At 60.4% G+C, this 22,017-nt stretch carries 21 protein-coding genes and 1 tRNA gene; 19 read left to right on the forward strand and 3 right to left on the reverse strand.

The genetic code is table 11. The features are described 5' to 3' along the window. Nucleotides 1–7 precede the first annotated feature (7 nt). The 4 genes from atpD to H9L06_RS11145 are packed head-to-tail and all read left to right on the forward strand — an operon-like array spanning nucleotide 8 to nucleotide 3,522. Nucleotides 8–1,453, forward strand: a complete 1,446-nt coding sequence (gene atpD, locus H9L06_RS11130; protein ID WP_187555222.1) for a F0F1 ATP synthase subunit beta — start codon at nucleotides 8–10, stop codon at nucleotides 1,451–1,453. 3 nt (nucleotides 1,454–1,456) lie between these two features. Next, the gene (locus tag H9L06_RS11135) at nucleotides 1,457–1,717 is read left to right on the forward strand and encodes a F0F1 ATP synthase subunit epsilon (protein ID WP_187555223.1); all 261 of its coding nucleotides are present in this window, start codon (nucleotides 1,457–1,459) and stop codon (nucleotides 1,715–1,717) included. A gap of 24 nt (nucleotides 1,718–1,741) precedes the next feature. Next, nucleotides 1,742–2,524, forward strand: coding sequence for a YaaA family protein (locus H9L06_RS11140; protein WP_187555224.1), 783 nt, complete (start codon nucleotides 1,742–1,744; stop codon nucleotides 2,522–2,524). Nucleotides 2,525–2,529: 5 nt separating this feature from the next. Continuing rightward, on the forward strand, nucleotides 2,530–3,522 hold the full coding sequence (locus tag H9L06_RS11145) for a PP2C family protein-serine/threonine phosphatase (RefSeq protein WP_246454396.1): 993 nt from the start codon (nucleotides 2,530–2,532) through the stop codon (nucleotides 3,520–3,522). On the opposite strand, the gene H9L06_RS11150 is transcribed toward H9L06_RS11145, so the two are convergent. Further along, complete coding sequence (locus tag H9L06_RS11150; RefSeq protein WP_187555225.1) at nucleotides 3,519–4,859, reverse strand: aminotransferase class III-fold pyridoxal phosphate-dependent enzyme; 1,341 nt, start codon at nucleotides 4,857–4,859, stop codon at nucleotides 3,519–3,521. The two genes, H9L06_RS11145 and H9L06_RS11150, sit on opposite strands and share 4 nt — an antisense overlap. Nucleotides 4,860–4,902: 43 nt before the next feature. Between H9L06_RS11150 and H9L06_RS11155 the strand changes: the two genes are divergently transcribed. The 8 genes from H9L06_RS11155 (at nucleotide 4,903) to H9L06_RS11190 (ending at nucleotide 11,577) form a co-directional block, all read left to right on the forward strand. Beyond that, on the forward strand, nucleotides 4,903–5,373 hold the full coding sequence (locus H9L06_RS11155; RefSeq protein WP_187555226.1) for an OsmC family protein: 471 nt from the start codon (nucleotides 4,903–4,905) through the stop codon (nucleotides 5,371–5,373). A gap of 41 nt (nucleotides 5,374–5,414) precedes the next feature. After that, nucleotides 5,415–7,001 carry a methionine--tRNA ligase gene (gene metG / locus H9L06_RS11160; protein ID WP_187555227.1) on the forward strand — a complete coding sequence of 529 codons (1,587 nt, stop codon included), beginning with the start codon at nucleotides 5,415–5,417 and terminating at the stop codon, nucleotides 6,999–7,001. After that, nucleotides 6,998–7,921 carry a TatD family hydrolase gene (locus H9L06_RS11165; RefSeq protein WP_187555228.1) on the forward strand — a complete coding sequence of 308 codons (924 nt, stop codon included), beginning with the start codon at nucleotides 6,998–7,000 and terminating at the stop codon, nucleotides 7,919–7,921. Before metG ends, H9L06_RS11165 begins: the two co-directional genes overlap by 4 nt. After that, on the forward strand, nucleotides 7,918–8,775 hold the full coding sequence (gene rsmA / locus H9L06_RS11170) for a 16S rRNA (adenine(1518)-N(6)/adenine(1519)-N(6))-dimethyltransferase RsmA (protein WP_187555229.1): 858 nt from the start codon (nucleotides 7,918–7,920) through the stop codon (nucleotides 8,773–8,775). Before H9L06_RS11165 ends, rsmA begins: the two co-directional genes overlap by 4 nt. A 25-nt stretch (nucleotides 8,776–8,800) precedes the next feature. After that, entirely contained in the window at nucleotides 8,801–9,733 is a 933-nt protein-coding gene (locus H9L06_RS11175) for a 4-(cytidine 5'-diphospho)-2-C-methyl-D-erythritol kinase (protein ID WP_187555230.1), read from the forward strand. 163 nt (nucleotides 9,734–9,896) lie between these two features. Beyond that, complete coding sequence (locus H9L06_RS11180; protein WP_187555231.1) at nucleotides 9,897–10,634, forward strand: DsbA family oxidoreductase; 738 nt, start codon at nucleotides 9,897–9,899, stop codon at nucleotides 10,632–10,634. 37 nt (nucleotides 10,635–10,671) lie between these two features. Beyond that, nucleotides 10,672–11,349 carry a DsbA family oxidoreductase gene (locus tag H9L06_RS11185; protein WP_187555232.1) on the forward strand — a complete coding sequence of 226 codons (678 nt, stop codon included), beginning with the start codon at nucleotides 10,672–10,674 and terminating at the stop codon, nucleotides 11,347–11,349. Between the two features lie 51 nt (nucleotides 11,350–11,400). Beyond that, nucleotides 11,401–11,577 (forward strand): hypothetical protein, encoded by a 177-nt coding sequence (locus H9L06_RS11190; protein WP_187555233.1) that lies wholly within the window; start codon nucleotides 11,401–11,403, stop codon nucleotides 11,575–11,577. Here the strand turns inward: H9L06_RS11190 and H9L06_RS11195 are convergent, their stop codons facing one another. Then, nucleotides 11,578–13,317 (reverse strand): lipase family protein, encoded by a 1,740-nt coding sequence (locus tag H9L06_RS11195; RefSeq protein WP_187555234.1) that lies wholly within the window; start codon nucleotides 13,315–13,317, stop codon nucleotides 11,578–11,580. A 64-nt stretch (nucleotides 13,318–13,381) separates the two neighbouring features. On the opposite strand from H9L06_RS11195, the gene H9L06_RS11200 reads away from it, so the two are divergent. The 5 genes from H9L06_RS11200 to H9L06_RS11220 all read left to right on the forward strand — a co-directional run bounded on the left by H9L06_RS11200 (nucleotide 13,382) and on the right by H9L06_RS11220 (nucleotide 19,668). Next, nucleotides 13,382–15,205 (forward strand): ABC-F family ATP-binding cassette domain-containing protein, encoded by a 1,824-nt coding sequence (locus H9L06_RS11200; RefSeq protein ID WP_187555235.1) that lies wholly within the window; start codon nucleotides 13,382–13,384, stop codon nucleotides 15,203–15,205. A 69-nt stretch (nucleotides 15,206–15,274) separates the two neighbouring features. Next, nucleotides 15,275–16,159, forward strand: a complete 885-nt coding sequence (locus H9L06_RS11205; RefSeq protein WP_187555236.1) for a class II glutamine amidotransferase — start codon at nucleotides 15,275–15,277, stop codon at nucleotides 16,157–16,159. Nucleotides 16,160–16,183: 24 nt separating this feature from the next. Then, on the forward strand, nucleotides 16,184–16,972 hold the full coding sequence (locus H9L06_RS11210; protein ID WP_187555237.1) for a glutamate synthase-related protein: 789 nt from the start codon (nucleotides 16,184–16,186) through the stop codon (nucleotides 16,970–16,972). A gap of 246 nt (nucleotides 16,973–17,218) precedes the next feature. Next, nucleotides 17,219–18,442, forward strand: a complete 1,224-nt coding sequence (locus H9L06_RS11215) for an acyl-CoA dehydrogenase family protein (protein ID WP_187555238.1) — start codon at nucleotides 17,219–17,221, stop codon at nucleotides 18,440–18,442. A gap of 62 nt (nucleotides 18,443–18,504) precedes the next feature. After that, entirely contained in the window at nucleotides 18,505–19,668 is a 1,164-nt protein-coding gene (locus tag H9L06_RS11220) for an acyl-CoA dehydrogenase family protein (protein WP_187555239.1), read from the forward strand. Nucleotides 19,669–19,696: 28 nt separating this feature from the next. On the opposite strand, the gene H9L06_RS11225 is transcribed toward H9L06_RS11220, so the two are convergent. Further along, on the reverse strand, nucleotides 19,697–20,251 hold the full coding sequence (locus H9L06_RS11225) for a MarR family winged helix-turn-helix transcriptional regulator (RefSeq protein WP_187555240.1): 555 nt from the start codon (nucleotides 20,249–20,251) through the stop codon (nucleotides 19,697–19,699). 108 nt (nucleotides 20,252–20,359) lie between these two features. Here H9L06_RS11225 and H9L06_RS11230 point away from each other — a divergent pair. Beyond that, nucleotides 20,360–20,431, forward strand: a tRNA-Gln gene (locus tag H9L06_RS11230). A 129-nt stretch (nucleotides 20,432–20,560) separates the two neighbouring features. Continuing rightward, nucleotides 20,561–22,012: a bifunctional UDP-N-acetylglucosamine diphosphorylase/glucosamine-1-phosphate N-acetyltransferase GlmU gene (glmU, locus tag H9L06_RS11235; RefSeq protein ID WP_187555241.1), complete on the forward strand. Its 1,452-nt coding sequence runs from the start codon at nucleotides 20,561–20,563 to the stop codon at nucleotides 22,010–22,012. Nucleotides 22,013–22,017: the final 5 nt, after the last annotated feature.

The following is a 22,017-nucleotide window of genomic DNA, read 5'->3' on the forward strand; positions in this document are numbered from 1 at the left end:
GAGAAACATGACCGATCAGGCCACCACGAAGGTCGCCGGGCGCATCGCTCGAGTTACCGGCCCCGTCGTCGACATTGAGTTTCCGCACGACGCGATTCCCGGTGTTTACAACGCGCTCGAGACGACCGTAAACATGGGTGAGGGCTCAGAACCCTTCACCCTCGTGCTCGAGGTTGCACAGCACCTCGGCGACAACCTTGTTCGCGCCATCGCACTGAAGCCAACTGACGGCCTCGTGCGTGGCCAGGAAGTTATCGACACCGGTGACTCAATCACCGTTCCCGTCGGTGACGTCACCAAGGGCAAGGTATTCGACGTTACCGGTAACGTCCTCAACCTCCCAGAAGGCGAAACCCTCGAGGTTTCAGAGCGTTGGAGCATCCACCGCGAGCCACCAGCATTCGACCAGCTCGAGTCGAAGACTCAGCTCTTCGAGACCGGCATCAAGTCGATCGACCTCCTCACGCCGTACGTGCAGGGTGGAAAGATTGGCCTCTTCGGTGGTGCTGGAGTTGGTAAGACCGTCCTCATCCAGGAAATGATTCAGCGTGTTGCGCAGGACCACGGTGGTGTGTCTGTGTTCGCTGGTGTCGGCGAGCGTACCCGTGAGGGTAACGATCTCATCCACGAAATGGACGAGGCTGGCGTCTTCGACAAGACCGCACTCGTGTTCGGCCAGATGGATGAGCCACCCGGGACCCGTCTCCGCGTTGCACTGTCGGCACTCACCATGGCTGAGTACTTCCGTGACGTGCAGAAGCAAGACGTGCTGCTCTTCATCGACAACATCTTCCGCTTTACCCAGGCAGGTTCTGAGGTCTCGACGCTGCTCGGCCGCATGCCTTCAGCTGTGGGCTACCAGCCGAACCTTGCCGACGAGATGGGCATCCTTCAGGAGCGCATTACCTCGACTCGCGGTCACTCGATTACGTCGCTTCAGGCAATTTACGTTCCTGCTGACGACTACACCGACCCGGCTCCGGCAACCACGTTCGCTCACCTCGATGCAACGACCGAGCTTTCGCGTGAGATCGCTTCGCAGGGTCTGTACCCAGCAATTGATCCGCTCACCTCGTCTTCGCGCATCATGGATCCACGCTACTTGGGCGCTGACCACTACCGCGTCGCAACCACGGTGAAGCAGATTCTCCAGAAGAACAAGGAACTCCAGGAGATCATCGCGATCCTCGGTGTTGACGAGCTCTCTGAAGAAGACAAGATCACCGTATCGCGCGCACGTCGCATCCAGCAGTTCCTCTCGCAGAACACCTACATGGCGAAGAAGTTCACCGGTGTCGAGGGTTCGACGGTTCCGCTCAAGGAGACCATCGAGTCGTTCGACGCAATTGCACGCGGCGACTTCGACCACGTCGCAGAGCAGGCATTCTTCAACGTCGGTGGAATCTCTGATGTTGAAGAGAAGTGGGCTCAGATGCAGAAGGATATGGCCTAAATCATGGCGCTCAACGTCAAGGTTGTTTCGGCAACGAGCGAGATCTGGTCTGGCGAAGCCACCCAGGTCATCGCGAACACGCTCGAGGGACAGATCGGTATTCTCGCCGGTCACCAGCCAGTACTCGCGATCCTCGCCCAGGGCGAGGTTCGCGTGACCACTGCGAACGGCGAGAAGGTCACCGTTAACGCGGAAGACGGATTCCTCTCCGTCGACCACGATGCGGTCACGATTGTCGCTGGCGAAGCGGTTCTCGTTTCCTAACCCGACACTGTTCTGAACCGCGCAATGCTCGTTCTGCTGCCGCCCTCTGAAACCAAACGTTTCGGAGGGCGGCAGCTTTTTTCGTTATCGAACCTTTCGTATGCAACCAGGCTTGAGGCCACCCGTGAGCGTGTGCGAGATGCGCTCATAGCAGTCAGTAGAGACGAGCAATCGGCAGTTAAAGCGCTGAAGCTCGGAGTGAAGAATCGAGACCTGCGCGAGCACAACCTGCAACTCGAAACGAGTGGGGCTTCTGCCGCCATCGAACGCTACACAGGTGTGTTGTATGACGCGCTCGATGTGGAGAGTCTCACTGACTTGGAACGCGAATGGGTACATCAGCACGTCGCGATACAGTCTGCTCTTTTCGGGCTGTGCAGTGCGAGTGATGAGATTCCGGCATATCGACTTTCAGCATCATCGCGACTGCCAGAAATCGGATCAGCACTTGCAAAGTTGTGGGCGCCAGCTCACGCAGGTCTGCTCGACGGCCGCCCGTATGTACTCGACCTCAGGTCAAAGGACTATGCTGCGCTTGCGCCAGTTAAAGATCTCGGCGCAAGCTCAAACGACTTTCTCGAGGTTGTTACTCGAGATGGGAGTGGTGCTGTGAGGGCACTGAACCATTTCAACAAAGCCGCCAAGGGGGACCTTGTGCGCAGGCTTGCACTGTCTTCCCCGTCTATCGGTAACCGCGAGCAACTACTCGATTGGGCGCTCGAGCATGATCTCGAACTCACGATTGGCGATGATCCACACACCCTTCGGCTGACCACGACGCAGGGCGCACCTGCCGTAAGCCGATAGGATATGTGGGTGCAGGAGACGAAAAGGTGACCGTTCACGGCGAGAATGCCTCGCGTCGGCGCTTGGCGTTTGCTGAAGGTGGCGAGCCCGAGATCGAGTTGTCTTGGTACGGCATCACTGTTGTCGGCAATCGTCGCGACGCGAACCAAGACAGCTTTCTCACCGTGCCCCCAGTTTTTGCAGTGGCAGACGGAATGGGCGGGCACTCAGCCGGCGAGGTCGCATCTGCTGCTGTCGTGCGTCGCTTGAACGAATTGGCGGGCGACCTGAAGGTCACCGACGACGATATTCTCGAGCTTCTCACCCAGGCTGTCGACGACATCGAGATCGATGCGGGCGACACAGAACTGGGCGCCGGAACGACAGTGACCGGTGTCGTTATTAGCGCAGAAGACGACGCGCCTGTATGGAAGGTTTTCAATATTGGTGACTCTCGGGTATATCAGTATTTCAAGGGCGCACTGAGTCAGATCACAGTGGATCACTCGGTCGTGCAGCACCTCATCGATACCGGTGCGATCACCGAAGAAGAAGCCGAAGTGCACCCGCACGCGAACGTAATTACGCGTGCCGTTGGGCTGGGGGAGACCCCGGTCCCAGATCACACGACACTTGCGTTGATTCCCGGCCAGCGTCTGCTCATTTGCTCAGACGGCCTCACCAAAGAACTCACAGACATCGGGATCCAGTATTTTCTTTCGACGCAACCGACCGCTGAGCGCGCAGCGCGAACACTCGTGGAGCAAGCACTCGGCAATGCGGGGCGCGATAATGTCACGGTGATTGTGATCGACGTACACGCTGTGGGCGACGTGATCGATACTGGCAGCCTTGTGCAATCAGGCATCGCGCTCGATCTCGCGGAAGCGGGTGACGCCGCAGAGGAAGAAGAAGAAGATATTTCGGTGGTCTCAGTGCCCAGCGAGTCTCCGGCCACTGAGGCGTCCGCCACTTCGGATCCCGGCGTGACGCCGGAACCCGAAGCAACTTCAAACTAGGCCGTCGCCGCAAACGCCTCGCGAAGCACGCTGAGCACGTCTTCAATGAGCGCGTCTGTCATCTTGAGTGACGGCAAGAAGCGGATCACCTGATTGTAGAGACCCGCCGCCAGCAGAATCACGCCGTTCTTGCCCGCGTAGTCGATGATTGCCTGCACTCGATCCGCATCTGGCTCGAGCGTACCGGGCTTCGTGATCTCGATCGCGAGCATCGCACCCTTGCCGCGAACCTCGGCGATCGCATCGAACTCAGACTGCAGTTGGCACAGCCCGTCACCGAACACACGCTCGATGCGCTTTGCTTCGTCGAGCAGGTTCAGCGAGTCGATCTGTTCGAACACGGCGATTGCAGCGGCGCACGAGACCGGGTTACCACTGAAGGTGCCGCCGAGCCCGCCCGGGAGTGACTTGTCCATGATCTCGGCGCGGCCGGTGACACCGGATAGCGGGAATCCGCCAGCGATGCCCTTCGCGCTCAGCACCAAGTCTGGCTTTACACCGAACTGTTCGATCGAGAACATGGTTCCGGTGCGAGCCATACCGGCCTGAACCTCGTCTGCAATGAAAACAATGCCGTTCTCCTTGCACCAGGTGTAAAGCGCGGGTAAGTAACCCTCGGCGGGAACGACGAAGCCGCCCTCGCCCTGGATCGGTTCGACAATGAGGCAAGCGAGGTCGCCCGCGCCCGCCGTCTTCTCGAGGCGGGCAATCGTGCGCTTCGCCGCTTCTTCGCCCGAGAGCCCGTCGTGCAGTGGGTACGAGTTAGGGGCGCGGTAGATATCTCCGGCGCGCGGGCCGTAGCCGTAGGCGTATGGGGCGCCCTTGTGGTTCATGCTGCTCGTGAGCATTGTGCGACCGTGGTAGGCGCACTCGAGCACGGCGACGCCTGGGCGGCCAGTGTACTTGCGCGCGATCTTCACGCCATTCTCAACCGCTTCAGCGCCCGAGTTCATGAGGAGAGTCTTGTATGTCTCGTCGCTCGGCACTGCCTCTGCGAGTAGTTCGGCCACGCGCACGTACGGCTCGTAGGCGTTCATGGTGAACAGCGTGTGGGTTACTTTGCCCATCTGTTCGCGCGCAGCATCGAGTACGGCCTCATCAGTGTGGCCGATCGTCATGACTCCGATGCCACCGCACACGTCGATGAGCTGGTTGCCGTCGACATCGACGACGATAGAGTCGTGCGCCCGATCCACATAGATGGGAAATACTGTGCCGACACCTGGGGGAATGACCGCCTTGCGTCGCTCGTGGATCTCCCGTGACTTCGGGCCAGGGATCTCCGTGACGACCTTACGTTCCTGCGTAATAACTGCTTCCAGCGTGTCTGCACTCATACGCCCAGCCTACTCCTGTGGGGCGCAAGCATAGACTGCAGGTATGAAAGACGAGCACGAATACCGGGTCGAGGTCGAGTGGGTCGGAAACCGGGGCACCGGCACGAGCGGGTACCGGGAGTACGGGCGCGAGTTGCTCATTCGGGCCGAAGGAAAGGCAGAGCTTGAGGGGTCCGCAGATCCAACATTTCATGGTGATCGCGACCGATGGAACCCCGAAGAATTGCTCGTAACCGCGCTCGCTCAGTGCCACATGCTGTCGTACCTGCACATGGCGGTGAAGGCGGGTGTCGTCGTGACCGCTTATCGTGACGAAGCGACCGGCACGATGAAACAGGAGGGACTCGGTGGGGCATTCACCGAGGTGACGCTGCACCCGGTGGTCACGGTGCAAGACGCAAGTATGGTCGATGCCGCGATGGCCGCGCACGCCGAGGCCTACAAGGTGTGCTTTATCGCGAGATCGGTGAATTTTCCGGTGCATCACGAGCCCGTGATTGAGGTCGCTGGGTAACACGACAGATTGGCGGTCGTGCGGGCAATAGAATGGGAGCCATGGCACAGCCCTCTTCGTTCTTTATTACCACGCCGATTTTCTATGTGAATGACGCGCCCCATATTGGCCACGCATACACCGAGGTAGCCGCCGACGTGCTCGCGCGCTGGCATCGCCAGTCAGGCGACGACACCTGGTTCCTCACCGGCACCGATGAGCACGGCCAGAAGATTTTGCGCACGGCGACCGCGAACGGCGTCGCGCCCAAGGAGTGGGCGGATCGGCTGGTGGAGACGGCATGGAAGCCGTTGCTGAACACGATCAACATTTCGAACGACGACTTTATTCGCACGACTGACCAGCGCCACGAAGAGGGCGTCGCAAAGTTCTTGCAGAAGCTCTACGACGACGGCCACGTGTACGCCGGCGAGTTCGAGGCGCTTTACTGCGTCGGGTGCGAAGAGTTTAAGCCGAAGAGCGAGATCGTCGACGGCACTGGCGCGTTCGAGGGTGAAAAGGTTTGTGCGATCCACTCGAAGCCGCTCGAGCTACTGCAAGAGAAGAATTACTTCTTCCGTATGAGCGCGTTCCAGGAGCGACTGCTGAAGCTTTACGAAGAGCGACCCGACTTTGTGCAGCCCGCAAGCGCGCGCAACGAGGTCGTCGCGTTTGTGCAGCAGGGACTCGAAGACCTGTCGATTTCGCGCACCTCGTTTGACTGGGGCATTCCCATTCCGTGGGATTCGTCGCATGTCACGTACGTGTGGTTTGACGCGCTGCTCAACTATGTCACCGCGACCGGCTACGGCGCCGACGAGGCCGAGTTCGAGCGTCGCTGGCCCGGCGTGCACATTGTCGGCAAAGACATTCTGCGCTTTCACGCGGTTATCTGGCCTGCAATGCTCATGGCCGCTGGCCTTGATGTGCCAGAGAGCGTGTATGCGCACGGCTGGCTGCTTGTTGGTGGCGAGAAGATGTCGAAGTCGAAGCTCACGGGTATCGCTCCCAACGAGATCACCGATACCTTTGGTGCAGATGCGTTCCGCTACTACTTCATGCGTGCCATCTCATTCGGTCACGACGGTTCGTTCAGCTGGGAAGACCTCGCGGCTAGGTACCAGGCTGAACTCGCAAACGGCTTTGGTAACCTCGCAAGCCGCGTGCTCGCGATGAACGCGAAGTACTTCGAGGGCAAGGTGCCTAAGTCAGGCACAGAAGAACCCGCTGACGCAGAGATCCGTGAACTCGCGGCGCGGGCGGCCGCGACCGCTGACAAGAAGATGAGTGCGTTCGCGATCCACGACGCCATCGCGGCGGTGTGGGAACTGGTCGACGAGCTGAACGGCTACATCACCGATCAGGAGCCCTGGGTGCTTGCGAAGGACGAGGCGAAGCGTGCGCGTTTGGGAACCGTGCTCTACACGGCGACTGAGGGGCTGCGTGCGCTCGCAGAGCTGCTGCATCCGATCATTCCCGAGGCAACCGCGAAGCTGTGGACTGCGCTTGGCGCCGAAGAGACGCTCGGTGCGCTTGCGGAGCAACCGCTGCGCGAGGCTGGCACCTGGGGCAGGCTCGCAGCTGGCACCGAGCTGCAGCCGCTCGCCGTTCTGTTTCCACGCATCGAAAATGAGGGCGATACGAAGTGAGTGCAGCGCCCGCGGGCGGTCTACGCAAACGCAGTACGGTCGACGGGACTCCCGCCGAGAAGAAGCGCGACCTTACGAGGCCGCAGGCCCCCGATCCACTGCCAATTGCGGTGTACGACAACCACACGCACCTCGAGTTCGAAGACGGGGTGGATCAGCTAGACCCTGACGAGTCTCTCGACCGTGCAGAGGCGGTCGGCGTGCGCGGGGTCGTGCAGGTGGGCACAGACCTTGAAACGAGCAGGTGGGGAGCGCAGCTTGCAGCACACGACTCGCGCGTGCTCGCCGCGGTTGCTTTGCACCCGAACGAGGCCCCCAAGCTGTTTGCCGAGGGAAAGCTGAGCGCGCACCTGTCGGAGATTTCGCGACTCGCGGCAGAGCCACGGGTTCGCGCGGTGGGGGAGACGGGCCTCGACTTTTTCCGCACTGGCGAAGATGGTCGCGACGCGCAGATCGAATCCTTCGAGACGCACATCGAGATCGCCAAGGCGAACAACATCGCCCTGCAGATTCACGACCGCGACGCGCATGACGAGGTTGTTGCGACGCTGCTTCGTGTTGGCGCCCCAGCGCGCACGGTGTTCCACTGCTTCTCCGGAGACGCGGGTCTCGCGCGCATCTGCAACGAGCGCGGCTGGTATATGTCGTTTTCTGGCACGATGACGTTCAAGAATGCGCCGGCGTTGCGCGAGGCGCTCGCCGTCGCGCGACCCGAGCTTGTGCTTGTGGAGACCGACGCACCCTTCCTCACTCCAGAACCACTTCGCGGGCGCCCGAACGCCCCGTACCTCATGCCGCACACGGTGCGCAGAATCGCAGAGACGCTCGACGAGTCACTTGAAGACACGTGCGCGCGGCTTGCTGCCAACACCGAGCGCGTATACGGCAGTTGGGCTGATGCCGAAGAGGCCGCAGCGTGACCGAGGCGCTGCTCGGGCCGGTCGAGGTTCGTGAGCTTGCAGAGCGTCTCGGAGTCTCGCCGACGAAGAAGCTGGGTCAAAACTTCGTCATTGACCCAAACACTGTGCGCAAGATCGTGAGGCTTGCAGGGGTTGAGCAGGGTGACAGCGTCATCGAGATCGGTCCGGGGCTCGGGTCCCTCACCCTTGGAATCACCGAAGTCGGCGCTGATGTCACCGCGATCGAGATTGACGCGCGCCTCGCGGCAGAGCTTCCGAACACGGTGCGAGCAATGCAGCCGAACGCCAGCGACCGCTTTCGGGTGATCCACACCGATGCGCTCGACCTCGCAGACCACCATCTCGCGACGCTCGACGCGAACCCGACAGCGCTTGTCGCGAATTTGCCATACAACGTGTCGGTGCCGATTCTCATGCACTTGCTTGAGCTCATTCCTGAGCTCGAACGCGGGCTCGTGATGGTGCAGGCCGAAGTTGGCTACCGAATTGCTGCGGGCCCAGGCTCGAAGGAGTACGGCTCGCCGAGCGCAAAGGCAGCTTGGTACGGCGACTGGTCGATCGCTGGCAACGTGAGCAGGCGGATTTTCTGGCCGGTTCCCGGGGTGGACTCGGTGCTGGTGAAGTTCGCGAAGCGATCCACCCCGCTCGGCTCTGAGACTGAGCGCGCACGCACATTCGAGCTGGTCAACGCGGCGTTTGCGCAGCGTCGCAAGATGCTTCGGCAGGCGCTGCTGCCGGTGCTCGGGCAAGCGCGCACCGTAGAAACCATCGAGTCTGCGGGCGTTGCGCCGACCGCGCGAGCGGAGCAATTGTCGATTGATGATTTCCTTGCAATCGCTCGGTGTGAGAAGTAATGCGCAATTGCGCTAGCGTTGAGTCATGAATAGGGGTCAGCGGAGATCGGTGACGGTGCGTGCACCGGGCAAGATCAACGTGTATTTTCGCGTCGGTGCGCTGCAGCACGACGGGTACCACGACGTGGCTTCGCTCTACCAAGCGGTTTCGCTGTATGAAGAGGTCACGGCTACTGCGTCAGACGAGTTCAGCGTTCGTTTTGGCGGCCCCATCGACACTAGCGGGCTCGCCACCGATGATTCCAACCTCGCTATACGCGCTGCGAAACTGCTCGCCAAGCACACTGGGTACGGCGGCGGCGTCGATCTCACGGTGCTGAAGCGCGTACCTATCGCGGGTGGCATGGGCGGTGGATCGGCGGATGCCGCGGCGACTCTCGTCGCCTGCGATGAACTCTGGGGTACAGATGTGGGCCGAACGAAGCTTTCTGAGCTCGCCGCCGAGCTCGGGGCCGACGTACCCTTCGCACTCGAAGGTGGCACTGCTGTCGGAACCGGCCGTGGAGACGAGCTGAGCCCCGCACTCGCGAAGGGCTCATTTCACTGGGTGCTCGCACTCTCGAACGCGGGCCTAAGCACGCCTGAGGTGTACAGCATGCTCGATCAGCATCGCGACGATCACCTGAATGAGCTCGGTGAACAACCCGAGTACGTGAAGGTCGAGACCGCGGTGCTGCAGGCGGTGCGTACTGGCGATGCCGAGTCGCTCGCAGATTCCATGCACAATGACTTGCAGGCGGCGGCACTGAGGCTCGCCCCCGAACTCACTGAGCTACTTGAACTCGGAGAATCTCGTGGCGCGCTCGCGGGAATTGTGTCTGGCTCGGGGCCCACTGTCGCCTTTCTCGTGAGCAACCCGCAGGAGGCCTCGGAACTCAAATCGCTGCTCACTCGCTCAGGGGTGAGTGCTCTCGTGGTGACCGGGCCGGTGCATGGAGCAAGGGTCATTGAAGGGTAATAGCCGAGGGCTATTACCCCGAGCCTTGCTCCCGGCGCCACTGCGCCGGAGGGTCATTGAAGGGTAATAGCCGAGGGCTATTACCCCGAGCCTTGCTCCCGGCGCCACTGCGCCGGAGGGCCATTGAGGGGTAAGGCACCTTGCCCGGAATAAACGGGCGGGCGTGGGCGTTGTAACCCACATGGTCGAGTCGGCTACACAAGAACCGGCGATCAACATTAGCGTCTGGTTCGACGTACGTTGCCCGTGGTGCTACCTCGGGAAGCGAAGACTTGAGCGCGCAATTGAACAGTTCGAGCAGCGGATTCCCGGTGTTCCTGTCAATGTGCAGCACCACAGTTTCGAACTCGCTCCCGGCATTGCCGAGCGTTTTGAGGGTGGCGAGGCCGAGTATCTATTGCAGTACGAGGGAGTTCCGCTCGAGCAGTCGGCACGCACGCTCCCAGCGCTAGAGCAACTTGCCGCAGTCGAAGACGTTGACATTCGCTTCGATACTGTGAAGAACGGGAACACCCGCAAGGCCCACCGCGTATATCAGTACGCGCAAAATCAGGGTCTCGGCGAGGAATTTCTTGAGCGCATGTTCGCGGCGTATTTCAGTGAGTCGGCGGATCTCTCGTTGACGAATGTGCTTGGTACGCTGGCGGCTGACGTGGGGCTCGATGGCGAGGCCGCAGAGGCCGCTGCGGAGTCCGAGGAGTGGGATCCACTCGTCAAAAAGGATCACGTGCGTGCGCAAATGCTTGGCTCAGGTGGCGTGCCCTTCGCGCTCGTGAATGCGAAGTACTCAATTTCTGGCGCGCAGGAGGCAGAGATCGTTGCTGCGGCGCTCGTGACTGTGGCAGAGCGCGACCTCGGGATCACCGCCAAGGGGCAGAGTGAGGAACACTCCGGCGAATAGTCGGAATACATTCCCGCCGTCTGCGGTTGGGGGGAGTGTGAATGAAACGATCCGCATAGATATTTGGTCTGATATTGCTTGCCCCTGGTGCTACATCGGCACGAAGCGCTTTCAAGCAGGGGTACGAGAATTTCAGAAGAAATTTCCGGACGTCGAGTTTGAAATTGAGGGCCACAGCTACGAGCTCGCCCCCGATACACCGACCCATTTCGAGGGCAGCGAGATCGACTTTCTCACGAAGCACAAAGGGATGCCACGCGAGCAGGTCGAGCAAATGCTTGAGCAGATGACGGGCATGGCGAAGGCCGAGGGGATCACCTTCGACTTTGACAAGCTCAAGCACTCAAATACCGCGGCGGCACACCGTGTGCTGCACCTCGCAAAGCAGCAGGGCGCGTACCCCGAGGTGCTCGATCGCCTGTTCCGCGCCTACTTCGAAGAGGGCGTGAACATGAGTGACCCTGACGCGATCGCTGAGGTCCTCGATGAGGTCGGTCTCGACCCCGAAGAAGTGCGTGACGCATTCGAAGACGAGGACCTGGGTGAAGCCGTAGAGCAAGATATCACCCGCGCACGCATGCTCGGCGTGCAAGGAGTTCCGTTCTACCTCATTAACGAGAAGTACGGGGTCTCGGGCGCTCAGCAGCCCGAGATGTTTGCGAGCGCGTTCGAGCAGGTGCTCACGCTTGAGGCCGAAGGGCAACCCGAAGACTGAGTTGCTCGCATCGGAGCGGCGTAGAATTCGTACACGAGGAGAGGATCCACAATGACTGACACCACCCAAAAGGCAGCCGAGGCCACCGAGGCGACCGAGCAGGTCGCCGAACTCAACCCGCTTGCTGGCATCGCAAGCTTCGCTGGTGCTGAGAGCGCCGAGATTCTCAACTTGCTCGGCGACCAGGAATCGGGCGGCAGCTGCTGCGGCGGAAGCTGCTGCTCCTAGTCAGCAGTTCGGGGTCGGGGCATCGCCGGACCAGCGCGCGAGTGTCCAGTCGATGAGTTCGGGCGTGAGCGGAGAGTCTTTCGAGACGACGCTCACGTGGTCGAACCCGGCGTAGGTGCGATAGTCGATCGCCTCTTCTTCCGCACAACGCGCTTCGACCCATCGATCTTGCAATTGTGGTTTTACGAGTGGATCGTCTAGGCCCTGTGCGACGAGCACCGGTGCCGGGAATGGGCCCACGGGTGTTTGTGCCTTGAGCATGTCGCCGAACTCGCCAGCGAGGGTGCTGTCTGGAAAAACCTGGTTCGTGACTTGAGTACCGCGAATGATTGCGGCAAGCACGTCTTTGCCGTTGAAGCACAGTTGCGAGATGCGCTCGACACCGACTGCTGAACCGGCGGTGAGGTGCTCGTCGAGATCGAGTTCTGGGTACAGGTCGTTCCAGGTTGCCGCAATATACGCTGACACAGTCTTGCCAGCAGCGTCGTTCTTATCTGCATCGGCAAGACCATACAGGTCTGCTGCAGGAGCGAAGGCGGCGATGCCTTCAATCGTGATCTCCGGAGCGTATGCGTCGGCGATCTGCCCGGTCCAGAGTGCTCCTTGGCCGCCCTGCGAGTGACCCCACACGACAGTGCGGTCGGCGAGAGTTACGTCAGCGAGTTCGTGTGCAGCGCGGGTAGCGTCAAGCACGTTTCTCGCTTCGGCATCTCCTACGAGATATGGGTGGGGGCCTTCTGTGCCGAGGCCGATGTAGTCAGAGGTCACGGCCGCCCACCCGTGCTCGACCACCATTTGTTCAAGCGCAGCAGCGGCCCCGTCAGAAAATGGGGTGGCGCTCAATGAGGGCGCACATTTTGGGTCGACCCCGGTTGTGCCGTGCGCGACCGAGATGAGCGGCAGTGGATCGGTGCCGCGACGCGCCGGTAGCAGCACTGTGCCGCTTGAGATCGCAGGTGAGCCATCGGCATGTGTCGTGGTGTAGAGAATTCGGTAGCCTTCCGCCTCTGCTGGGACACCGGAATCTAGCGGTTCAACGCGAATGAGCGTGCCCGGCGTGTCAGACACGTCGGCGGGAGGGGTATAGAACGCTCCCGGCGCTGCGAGCGGAGCGCCACCGAAAATCCAAGCGCTTCCCAATGCAAATCCGCACGCGAGAACGAGCGCAAGTGAGGCTGCGGCCGTGCGGATCCACCCACGAGTGGGCGGGCGACGACGCGTTGACCTGCGCGCGAAGATCAGTTGGAGCAAGGCTTGGGCGCCAATAAATACCAGCCAACCACCGAACCCGACGCGGAAGACCGACAGGGTGAGCACCGGCCACGAGAACGCAACCACGCCGATGAGAATCGCCGCGAATGCCGAGATGAGTGAAGCGACGCTCTGGTCAGTCCGTTGGCGAATGGCCCGGGTCGCTGTGTGAATGCCGAACACGATGATGGCAACGGCTACTAGGAGCGCGAGCCACGGGGCGCCAGCATCTGGCCAGAGCGCAACGACGGCGCCGAGCACCATGCACATCACCCCGGCCACAAGCGGGAGAACTGATCGTGTGGTTTGGTTCTGTGTGCTCGGAGCGACGATGAGCAAGATGCCGCTGCACGCGATTCCGATGCCGACGGCGACTGCGACGCCCTGTGGCGAGAGCGGGGTCATGATGACGATGAGCCCAAGACCAATGGCCGCAGCGGCCAAAACGACGCGCGCTGGACCTCTGAACTTCTGCTGCTCCGTCTGCATATGTTCCTCCCAGCCCAGCTTACGGGCAGGCCCCGACAGGGCGGGTGAACTACGATTGCAGACGATGGCACATTTACTTGGAGCTGAAGCTCTGCACCTCAAAGTGCCCACGAAAACAGTGTTTGACTCGGTGACGCTCGGCGTCGATGAGGGTGATCGCATTGGAATCGTTGGGCGAAACGGCGACGGCAAGTCGTCGCTGCTTATGATGCTCGCGAAACGGCGCGAACCCGACTCTGGGCGTGTCACCTACCGCGGCGGCACCACCGTCGGTGTGCTCGATCAAGAAGATCGGTTCGATGTCGGCGAGACCGTGGGCCACGCGGTGGTCGGTGATCTGGCAGAGCACGAGTGGGCGGGCGAGGTGCGGATCCGCGATGTCATTGCCGGTCTCGTCGCCGATCTCGACTGGGATGCTCCGATCGAGTCGCTGTCGGGTGGTCAGCGCCGCAGAGTGGCTCTCGCGCGGTTGCTTGTCGGCGAATGGGACGTGCTGTTTCTCGACGAGCCGACGAACCACCTCGATGTCGAAGCGATCGCCTGGCTTGCGGATCACCTGAAGCGGCGCTGGCCCGCGAATCAGGGTGCACTCCTAGTAGTGACGCACGACCGATGGTTCCTCGATGAGGTGTGTACCGCAACTTGGGAGGTGCACGACCGCATTGTCGAACCGTTTGAGGGCGGTTACGCCGCGTACATTTTGCAGCGCGTCGAGCGCGATCGTCAGGCTGCCGTCGTCGAGCAGAAGCGGCAGAACCTCGCACGCAAGGAGCTCGCCTGGCTGAGACGCGGCGCCCCGGCGCGTACCTCCAAACCCCGATTCCGCATTGATGCCGCGAACGAACTTATCGCTGATGTGCCCGAGATCCGCGACAATGTGTCGCTGCAAGCGATGGCGGTGGCTCGTCTCGGCAAAGAGGTCGTGAATATTCTCGAAGCAGGTGTGGCCTTTCGTGATGCAGCGAGTGGCGAAGACCGAGAGGTGCTTCGGGACATTGAATGGCGTCTGGCGCCCGGAGAGCGCACCGGCATACTCGGGGTCAACGGGGCAGGAAAGTCAACGCTTCTCGGCCTGATCTCTGGTGCCGTCGAGCCAACGAGTGGGCGGGTGAAGCACGGGAAAACCGTGAAGATCGCGCAGCTCACGCAGCAGCTCTCTGAGCTCGAGGAGCACTGGAACGAGCCTGTACGCGTCGTCATCGGGCAGCTTCGCACGAGCTTTACTGTCGGCTCAGGTTCGAAGGCGCAGGAACTCACTCCGGGCCAGCTTCTTGAGCGCATGGGGTTCACTAGCGCGCAACTTTCCACTCCCGTCAAGGATCTTTCGGGCGGCCAGAAGCGTCGTTTGCAACTTTTGCTTATCTTGCTGGACCAACCGAACGTACTCATCCTTGACGAGCCGACCAACGACCTTGACACTGACATGCTCGCGGCGATGGAGGATCTGCTCGATTCGTGGCCGGGTACTCTGATCGTCGTGTCGCACGACCGGTACTTCCTTGAGCGCGTGACCGACCAACAGTACGCGATTTTCGGAGGTGGGCTTAGGCACCTTCCGAGAGGCGTTGACGAGTACCTTGAGCTGCGAAAAGCTGAGGAGCGAAACAAGGCGTCTCAGGGGTCAGCGCAAGCCTCAGTGGCCCCGCAAGCGAGCGCGAGTACGCTTTCGGGTGCCGAGCTGCGTGCCGCAGAGAAAGAACTCTCGTCGGTTGAGCGCAAGATGGATCGCCTCCAGAAAGACATCGTGAAGGCGCGCGACGGCCTCGCCTTGCTTGATCAGTCCGATTACACGCTGCTGAACTCAGAGATGGCAAAGATTACCGCTATGGAAGCCGAGGTGGCCTCGCTCGAGGACCAGTGGCTCGAACTCTCGGAGCGACTCGGCTAGATTCTGTACGGACGCTCAGTCTTTGGGGTTACTTTCGGAACACGATGGTTTCCCAGAGAGGCGGATCGAATGTGCCGATGGCTTGCCTATCTCGGTTCATCGATTGCGCTCGAAGACGTACTCGTCCGCCCCAATCACTCACTGATTGACCAGAGCCTTCGAGCACGGCAGCTATTTCTGCCGGGTGATCCACTCGCTTCGGTATTTCTGAATAGTGCGTTCCCCACGAATGGAGACGGTTTTGGTATTGCTTGGTCTGGGCGTGGGGGAGCACTCGGCCAATATCGTCAGATAGGACCCGCGTGGGACAGTCTGAACCTCAGGCACATCGCCGCTCAGATTGAATCAGGGTGCTTCCTCTCACACGTACGTGCTGCTCCCGGTCGCACCATTTCTGAACAGAACTGTCACCCATTCGTGCATGACGAGTGGATGTTTCAGCACAACGGTGAAATTCCGAGGTTTCCCGAGGTTAAACGGGAACTCACGATGGATGTTGATCCACAGCTTTACCCCTCAATACTCGGTAACGCCGATACCGAGGTCTGCTTCTACCTCGCAATGACGTATGGACTCCCGGAGGATCCTGTTGCGGGCATGACGAGAATGGTTGAGCGCGTAGAGCGTGCCCGACAAAAGCACCAGATCGATGCGCCATTTCGGGCAACCATTTGTGCGTCAGATGGCAATCAACTCGTCGTGCTTCGATGGGTCAGCCCCGACGCTGCTGGAGCGTCGGCCCCTTCGCTCTACCACTCAGCAGGCGCGACCATATTGCACACTGTGGACGGCGACACGGAGAGCCTGCCTGATGACGCGCAGCTCGTTGTTTCGGAACCGCTCGAGCTTGAGTGCAGCAGTCAGATCTGGGCCGAGGTTCCTCATGCCTCAATCGGGATTTTTCAGAGAGGATCCGCACCAGAATTCGCGCCGCTTAGCGTGAACTTCGAGTGAGCAGCTAACGGAAAGGAACTGACAATGACGTCGAAGAAACGGATAGCCCGTGGATCTATCGGGACCGCAGTAGGAGTGGTTGCGCTGGGCGCGGTCGCGACATACGACCTCGTGCAGAAGAAGAAAGCTGTACTTCGGAATTATCCCGTCATTGGTCACGCCAGGTACCTGCTTAACAAGATCCGCCCACAGATTCAGCAGTACTTTATTGAACGCGACTGGGACGGGAGACCGTTTAGTCGCACAACTCGCGACGTGATTTACGCTCGCTCGAAGGGTGAGAAAGGTGAGGAAGCCTTTGGCACGCTCACCAATGTGAGCCGTGAAGGCGGTGAATGGCTCATGCATTCGATGGTTCCGCTCGAACCTCCCGTCGAACCTCCTCGTGTCACTGTTGGAGGCCCAGACTGTACACAACCGTACGATATGGCGATGCTGAGTGTTTCGGCGATGAGCTTTGGCTCACTGTCGGGCAGCGCGATTCGTGCGCTGAATTCGGGGGCAGCGAAGGGTGGCTTCGCGCACGACACAGGAGAAGGTGGGCTCACCGACTATCACCGCGGGGGCGGCGGTGATCTCATTTGGGAAATCGGAACCGGGTATTTCGGAACCCGCACGGCTTACGGAGATTTTGATCCGGATCAGTTCGCTGGCAAGGCCAGCGATCCGCAAATCAAATGCGTTTCGCTGAAGCTCAGCCAGGGCGCAAAGCCGGGACTTGGTGGAGTGCTTCCGGGGCCAAAGGTTACCGAGGAGATCGCGCAAATCCGCGGCGTTCCTGATGCTCCGTCGAAATCTGGGCGAAGATCGTAGCGGATCGTATGCCCAGATTTATCGGTGGCTTCAGCCGGGTGAATTGCTTTCTGATCCACCCGAGGAGTGGGCTCACGACTGGGAGCACTCGAGCGCGGATCGTTTCGGCCTACTCGCGCCGCGCGCAACCTGACCCGTAGAGATTGTGGAGCAGGACCTATTCGGCGAGCGAAGATCGCAAGGACCCGGTGGAGATAACACACAAATCTGTTGACTTATCTTTGTGGGATCCGGCATTCTCAGAGTATGTCCGAGAAGTCAGCGCCACAACCCGTTGGCACCGTTGAACCCGAGTACGAGCTGTGGGAACCGATTGACGTTGATGTCGCGGGAGTTTTCAAGAATCTCCCGGCTGACGATGTCGCTTACCGCGATCGTGCGCGCGAGTTCGTGCAAACCGAAGTTCGCCCGGTTATCAACGATTTTTGGGAGCGCGCCGACTATCCGCTCGACCTCGCGAAACGACTTGGCAACCTCGATTTACTCCGTGACGGCATCGACGTTCCCGGCTTCCCGAAGCAAAGTCTGCTCGCCGCCTGCCTCACCACAATGGAGCTTGCGCGAGGCGACGGCTCAGTCGCAACCATCGTTGCGGTGCAGGGGGCGCTCGCACTGCGATCCATTGCAATGTGCGGATCGGAAGCGCAGAAAGACCGCTGGCTCGAACCCCTCGCCCGCGGCACCGAGCTCGGCGCATTCGCACTCACTGAACCCACTCACGGTTCCGACTCGGTGAGCCTCGAAACCCGCGCAGAATCTGACGGCGACGAGTTTGTGATCAACGGCCACAAGAAGTGGATCGGGTCTGGCAATGTCGGCGCGATCTCGGTCGTGTGGGCACGTGGCGACGACGGGCAGGTGCAAGGATTCCTCGTACCGCAAGATGCCCCGGGATACCGTGCGAGCACAATCGAAGGCAAGGGTGCGATGCGCGCCATCTGGCAGGCACACATCGAACTCGACGGTGTGCGGGTCGGACAGGACGCGCGCATGCCGCTCGCGCGAAGTTTCAAAGATACCTCGCGTGTGCTTCAGGCCACACGACTCGGAGTCGCATGGGCCGCGCTCGGCCACGCACACGCTGTGTACGAGAGCGCCGTGCACTACGCAAAGCAGCGCTTGCAGTTCGGTCGCCCACTCGCGGCATCGCAGATCGTGCAGAACCGCCTTGCCGAGATGCTCAGCGAACTCACCTCTCTCCAGGCCCTGCTCATGAGCCTCACGCAGGCTGAGGAGCGAGGCGAACTCACGGGGCCAGGTGCCTCGCTCGGTAAGTACACCGCGACACGAACCGCACGCGACCTTGCTCGCAATGCCCGCGATCTTCTCGGAGGCAATGGAATCCTCATTGAGAACCGAGTGTTTAGGCACTTCACCGACGTGGAGGCGATCCACACATACGAGGGCACCGAAACCGTGCAGGCGCTCATTATTGGCCGCGAGATCACCGGCATTGGTGCCTTCGCTTAACCTCAGAACTCGAGTACATTGAACAGCACACCAAGCGCACTCAAGCGAAGGGAATAACCGCCATGCAACGCAATATTTACGAAGACATTCACGACGACTTCCGCGAAATGGTGAAGGAATTCATCAAGCGGTACGCAACCGCTGAGAAGGCTCGTGAGTGGGAAGAAGCTGGCGAGGTGGATCGCGACACAATGAAGGCCGCGGCAGAACACGGCATCATTGGCCTCTCGATTCCCGAAGAGTTCGGCGGCGCTGGCATGCTGCAGGATTACCGGTTCCGGGCGATCGTCAATGAAGAGGTGATCGGTGCCGGCCTCGGGTCGCTCGCGGGCGCGTTCGGCATTCAAGATGATCTCGCGGCACCGTACCTCGTGCACATGGGTACCCAGGAACAGAAAGAGAAGTGGTTGCCGCGGATGGCGACCGGCGAGATTCTTGGCGCGCTCGGCATGACCGACCCCGGCGCGGGCAGTGATCTGCGCGGCGTCACCACTAACGCGAAGAAGGTCGACGGCGGCTACATTCTCAATGGTGCGAAGACCTTTATTTCGTCCGGTAAGACTGCCGATATCGTGGTGACCTTCGTGAAGACCGGCGAAGGCAATCGCCCTGACGCGTTCAGCCTGCTGATCGTAGAAGACGGCATGGATGGGTTCGAGCACAGCAAAACACTCAACAAGATGGGGTTCCACGGATGGGACACCGCAGAGATGTCATTCTCTGATGTCTTTGTTCCCGAGGAGAACCTCATCGGTGGCGTCGAAGGGCAGGGCTTCCTTCAGCTGATGATGAACCTGCCACTCGAGCGGCTTTCAATCGGTGTTGCTGCTGCGGCGGCTGCCGAGGCTGCCCTGAACTGGACACTCGAATACACGAAGAGCCGCGAGGCATTTGGGCAGCCAATCGCTGATTTCCAGAACACTCGCTTCCGCCTTGCCGACATGGCGACAACGGTTGACGTGCTGTGGGCCTATGTGGATCGAGCAATGGATCTTTACAGTCAGGGCAAGCTCAGCGCTGACGAGGCAGCCAAGGTGAAATTCTGGTGCACCGAGCGCGAGTGGGAAGTGCTCGATCAGGGCGTGCAGTTGCACGGTGGATACGGATACATCACCGAGTACCCGATCGCGAAGGCGTTCCTCGACGCACGTGTGCACCGCATCTACGGCGGCACCAACGAGATCATGCGTGAGATCGTCGCGCGGGCTGTTACAGGCCGCAAGTAGCGCTCCCTGTGCCCGAGAGCGAGAGGTGTTAAGGCTGCTCGCTCTCGGTTGCGGGTATCTCTGAGACGGGCTCAAAGCGATCCACACTGAGTGAGAGCTTGCGCAAAAGCGTCGCGAGGCGCTCACGCTCGGCGCGGGTCACGGCCCCGAGCATGCGCTCTTCTGCGTCGGTGAGCCTCGTCATCGCCGCGTCGACGAGAGTCTGACCCTGCTCAGTCATCTCGACGAGCACACCCCGGCCGTCGTTTGGGTCTGTGAGCCTACGCACTAGGCCTCGCTCGACGAGTCGATCGATGCGGTTCGTCATTGTGCCGCTCGACACCATGGTCTGGCGTACCAAAAACTTCGGGCTCTGTCGATACGGGCTTTCGGAACGCCGAAGCACGGCAAGCACGTCAAATTCCCAATATGCGAGCCCCGAGCGCTCAAACGCGTGTGCGCGCGCACGATCGAGGTGTTTTGCGATGCGAGAGAGCCTCGAAAAGACAGCGAGTGGCCCGAGATCAAGGTCAGGTCGCGCGGTTCCCCAAGCGGCAATTATGGAATCAACCTCGTCAGTGGACCCCGATTTATGAATCTCCATATGCGTCATTATTCCCGGTAGGCGGTGAAATTGTGAACAGTCTGGCCGAACGTGTCCACAAGAGGCTCCGGAGTCTGGCAGACTATATCCGTGCCGTTTTCGGCGCGGTCCGCCTTGGTGTAATGGCAGCACGACAGCCTTTGGAGCTGTTAAGTCTAGGTTCGAATCCTAGGGGCGGAGCGAGCAACGGCGAAGCATTGCTTCGTCGACTCGCTCCGAATGCGGTGCCCACGGCGCCGAAAATTGGCAGGCGAAAGCCTCTCCATGTGTTGGGAGCGAGCAACGGCGGCCGGGGAAGGAATCACGCACATGGCAGATCGCTCACTCGCGGTAGTTATCTTGGCCGCTGGCCAGGGCACGCGAATGAAGTCGGCACTTCCGAAGGTGCTGCATCGAATCGGTGGGCGCTCGTTGATTGCGCACGTGCTCGACACTGCTGCTGGGCTGAACCCTGAATATGTGATTGCAGTAGTGCGACACGAGCGTGAACAGGTTTCGGCTGCAATTCTTGACCACGCTCCAGATACGACAATCGTCGACCAAGACGACGTTCCGGGAACCGGGCGTGCGGTCGAGCAAGCGCTGTCGGCACTTCCTCGCGATTTTGATGGATCGGTAGTGGTGCTCTCTGGCGACGTGCCGCTCATTGACGCGCCAACTATTGATGGCTTGCTCACGACCCATCTCGAGCAGCGCCGCGCGATGACGATTCTGTCCACGAAACTCACGAACCCGACTGGACTGGGCCGAATCCTGCGCGACGCAAGCGGTGCGATGACGGGCATCGTTGAAGAAAAAGACGCAGACGACGCGCAGCGTCAGATCACTGAGATTAACGGTGGCGTGTACGTATTTGGGTTCGAGCCTCTCGTGCGCGCGCTCGCCGACATTGACACGAACAACGCCCAGGGCGAGAAATACCTCACCGATGCTGCGACAAGAATTCTCGCAAGCGGTGGCGGCGTCGAAGCGGTAGCTACCGATGATCCCTGGGTGATTGCAGGCGTGAACGACCGTGCGCAACTGGCCGAGGCGGGCCGCGAGCTCAACGCGCGAATCGTGCGAGAGCACCAGCGCAACGGTGTGACGATTCAAGATCCGACCACCACTTGGATTGATGCCGATGTGTCGATCGAGGCAGACGTCGAGGTACGCCCGGGCACCTATTTGCACGGTGCAACCTCGATTGCGACGGGCGCAATTATTGGTCCAGACACGACGCTCATCGACTGCGAGGTCGGAGAGGGCGCGCACATCCGTCGCTCAGAAGCCACACTTGCGGCATTCCAGGCCGGCGCCGACGTGGGGCCGTTCTCCTTCATTCGCCCAGGCACAGAGTTGGGCGCGAACGGCAAGATCGGCGCATTTGTTGAAGCGAAGAACGCGAAGATTGGCGATGGATCGAAGGTGCCTCACCTGAGCTACGTCGGTGATGTCACGATTGGCAAAGAGTCGAATATCGGTGCAGGCACGATCGTCGCCAACTATGACGGTGTGCAGAAGCACCAAACCGTCGTTGGCGATGCGGTGCGCATCGGATCGAAGAATGTGCTTATTGCTCCGGTTACCATTGAAGATGGAACGTACACTGCGGCGGGAACAATTGTCCGAAAGAATGTTCCGGCTGGATCGCTCTCGATGACCGTTGCGCCACAGCGCAACATCGAGGGGTGGGTTGCCGAGCACCGACCCGGCACCAACAGCGCAGAGGCTGCGCAACAGGCCCAGGCTAACAAGCCAAAGTCTGCACCAGACAATTAAATCAC

The sequence above is a fragment of the Leucobacter denitrificans genome (genome assembly GCF_014396385.1).
Classification (GTDB): domain Bacteria; phylum Actinomycetota; class Actinomycetes; order Actinomycetales; family Microbacteriaceae; genus Leucobacter; species Leucobacter denitrificans.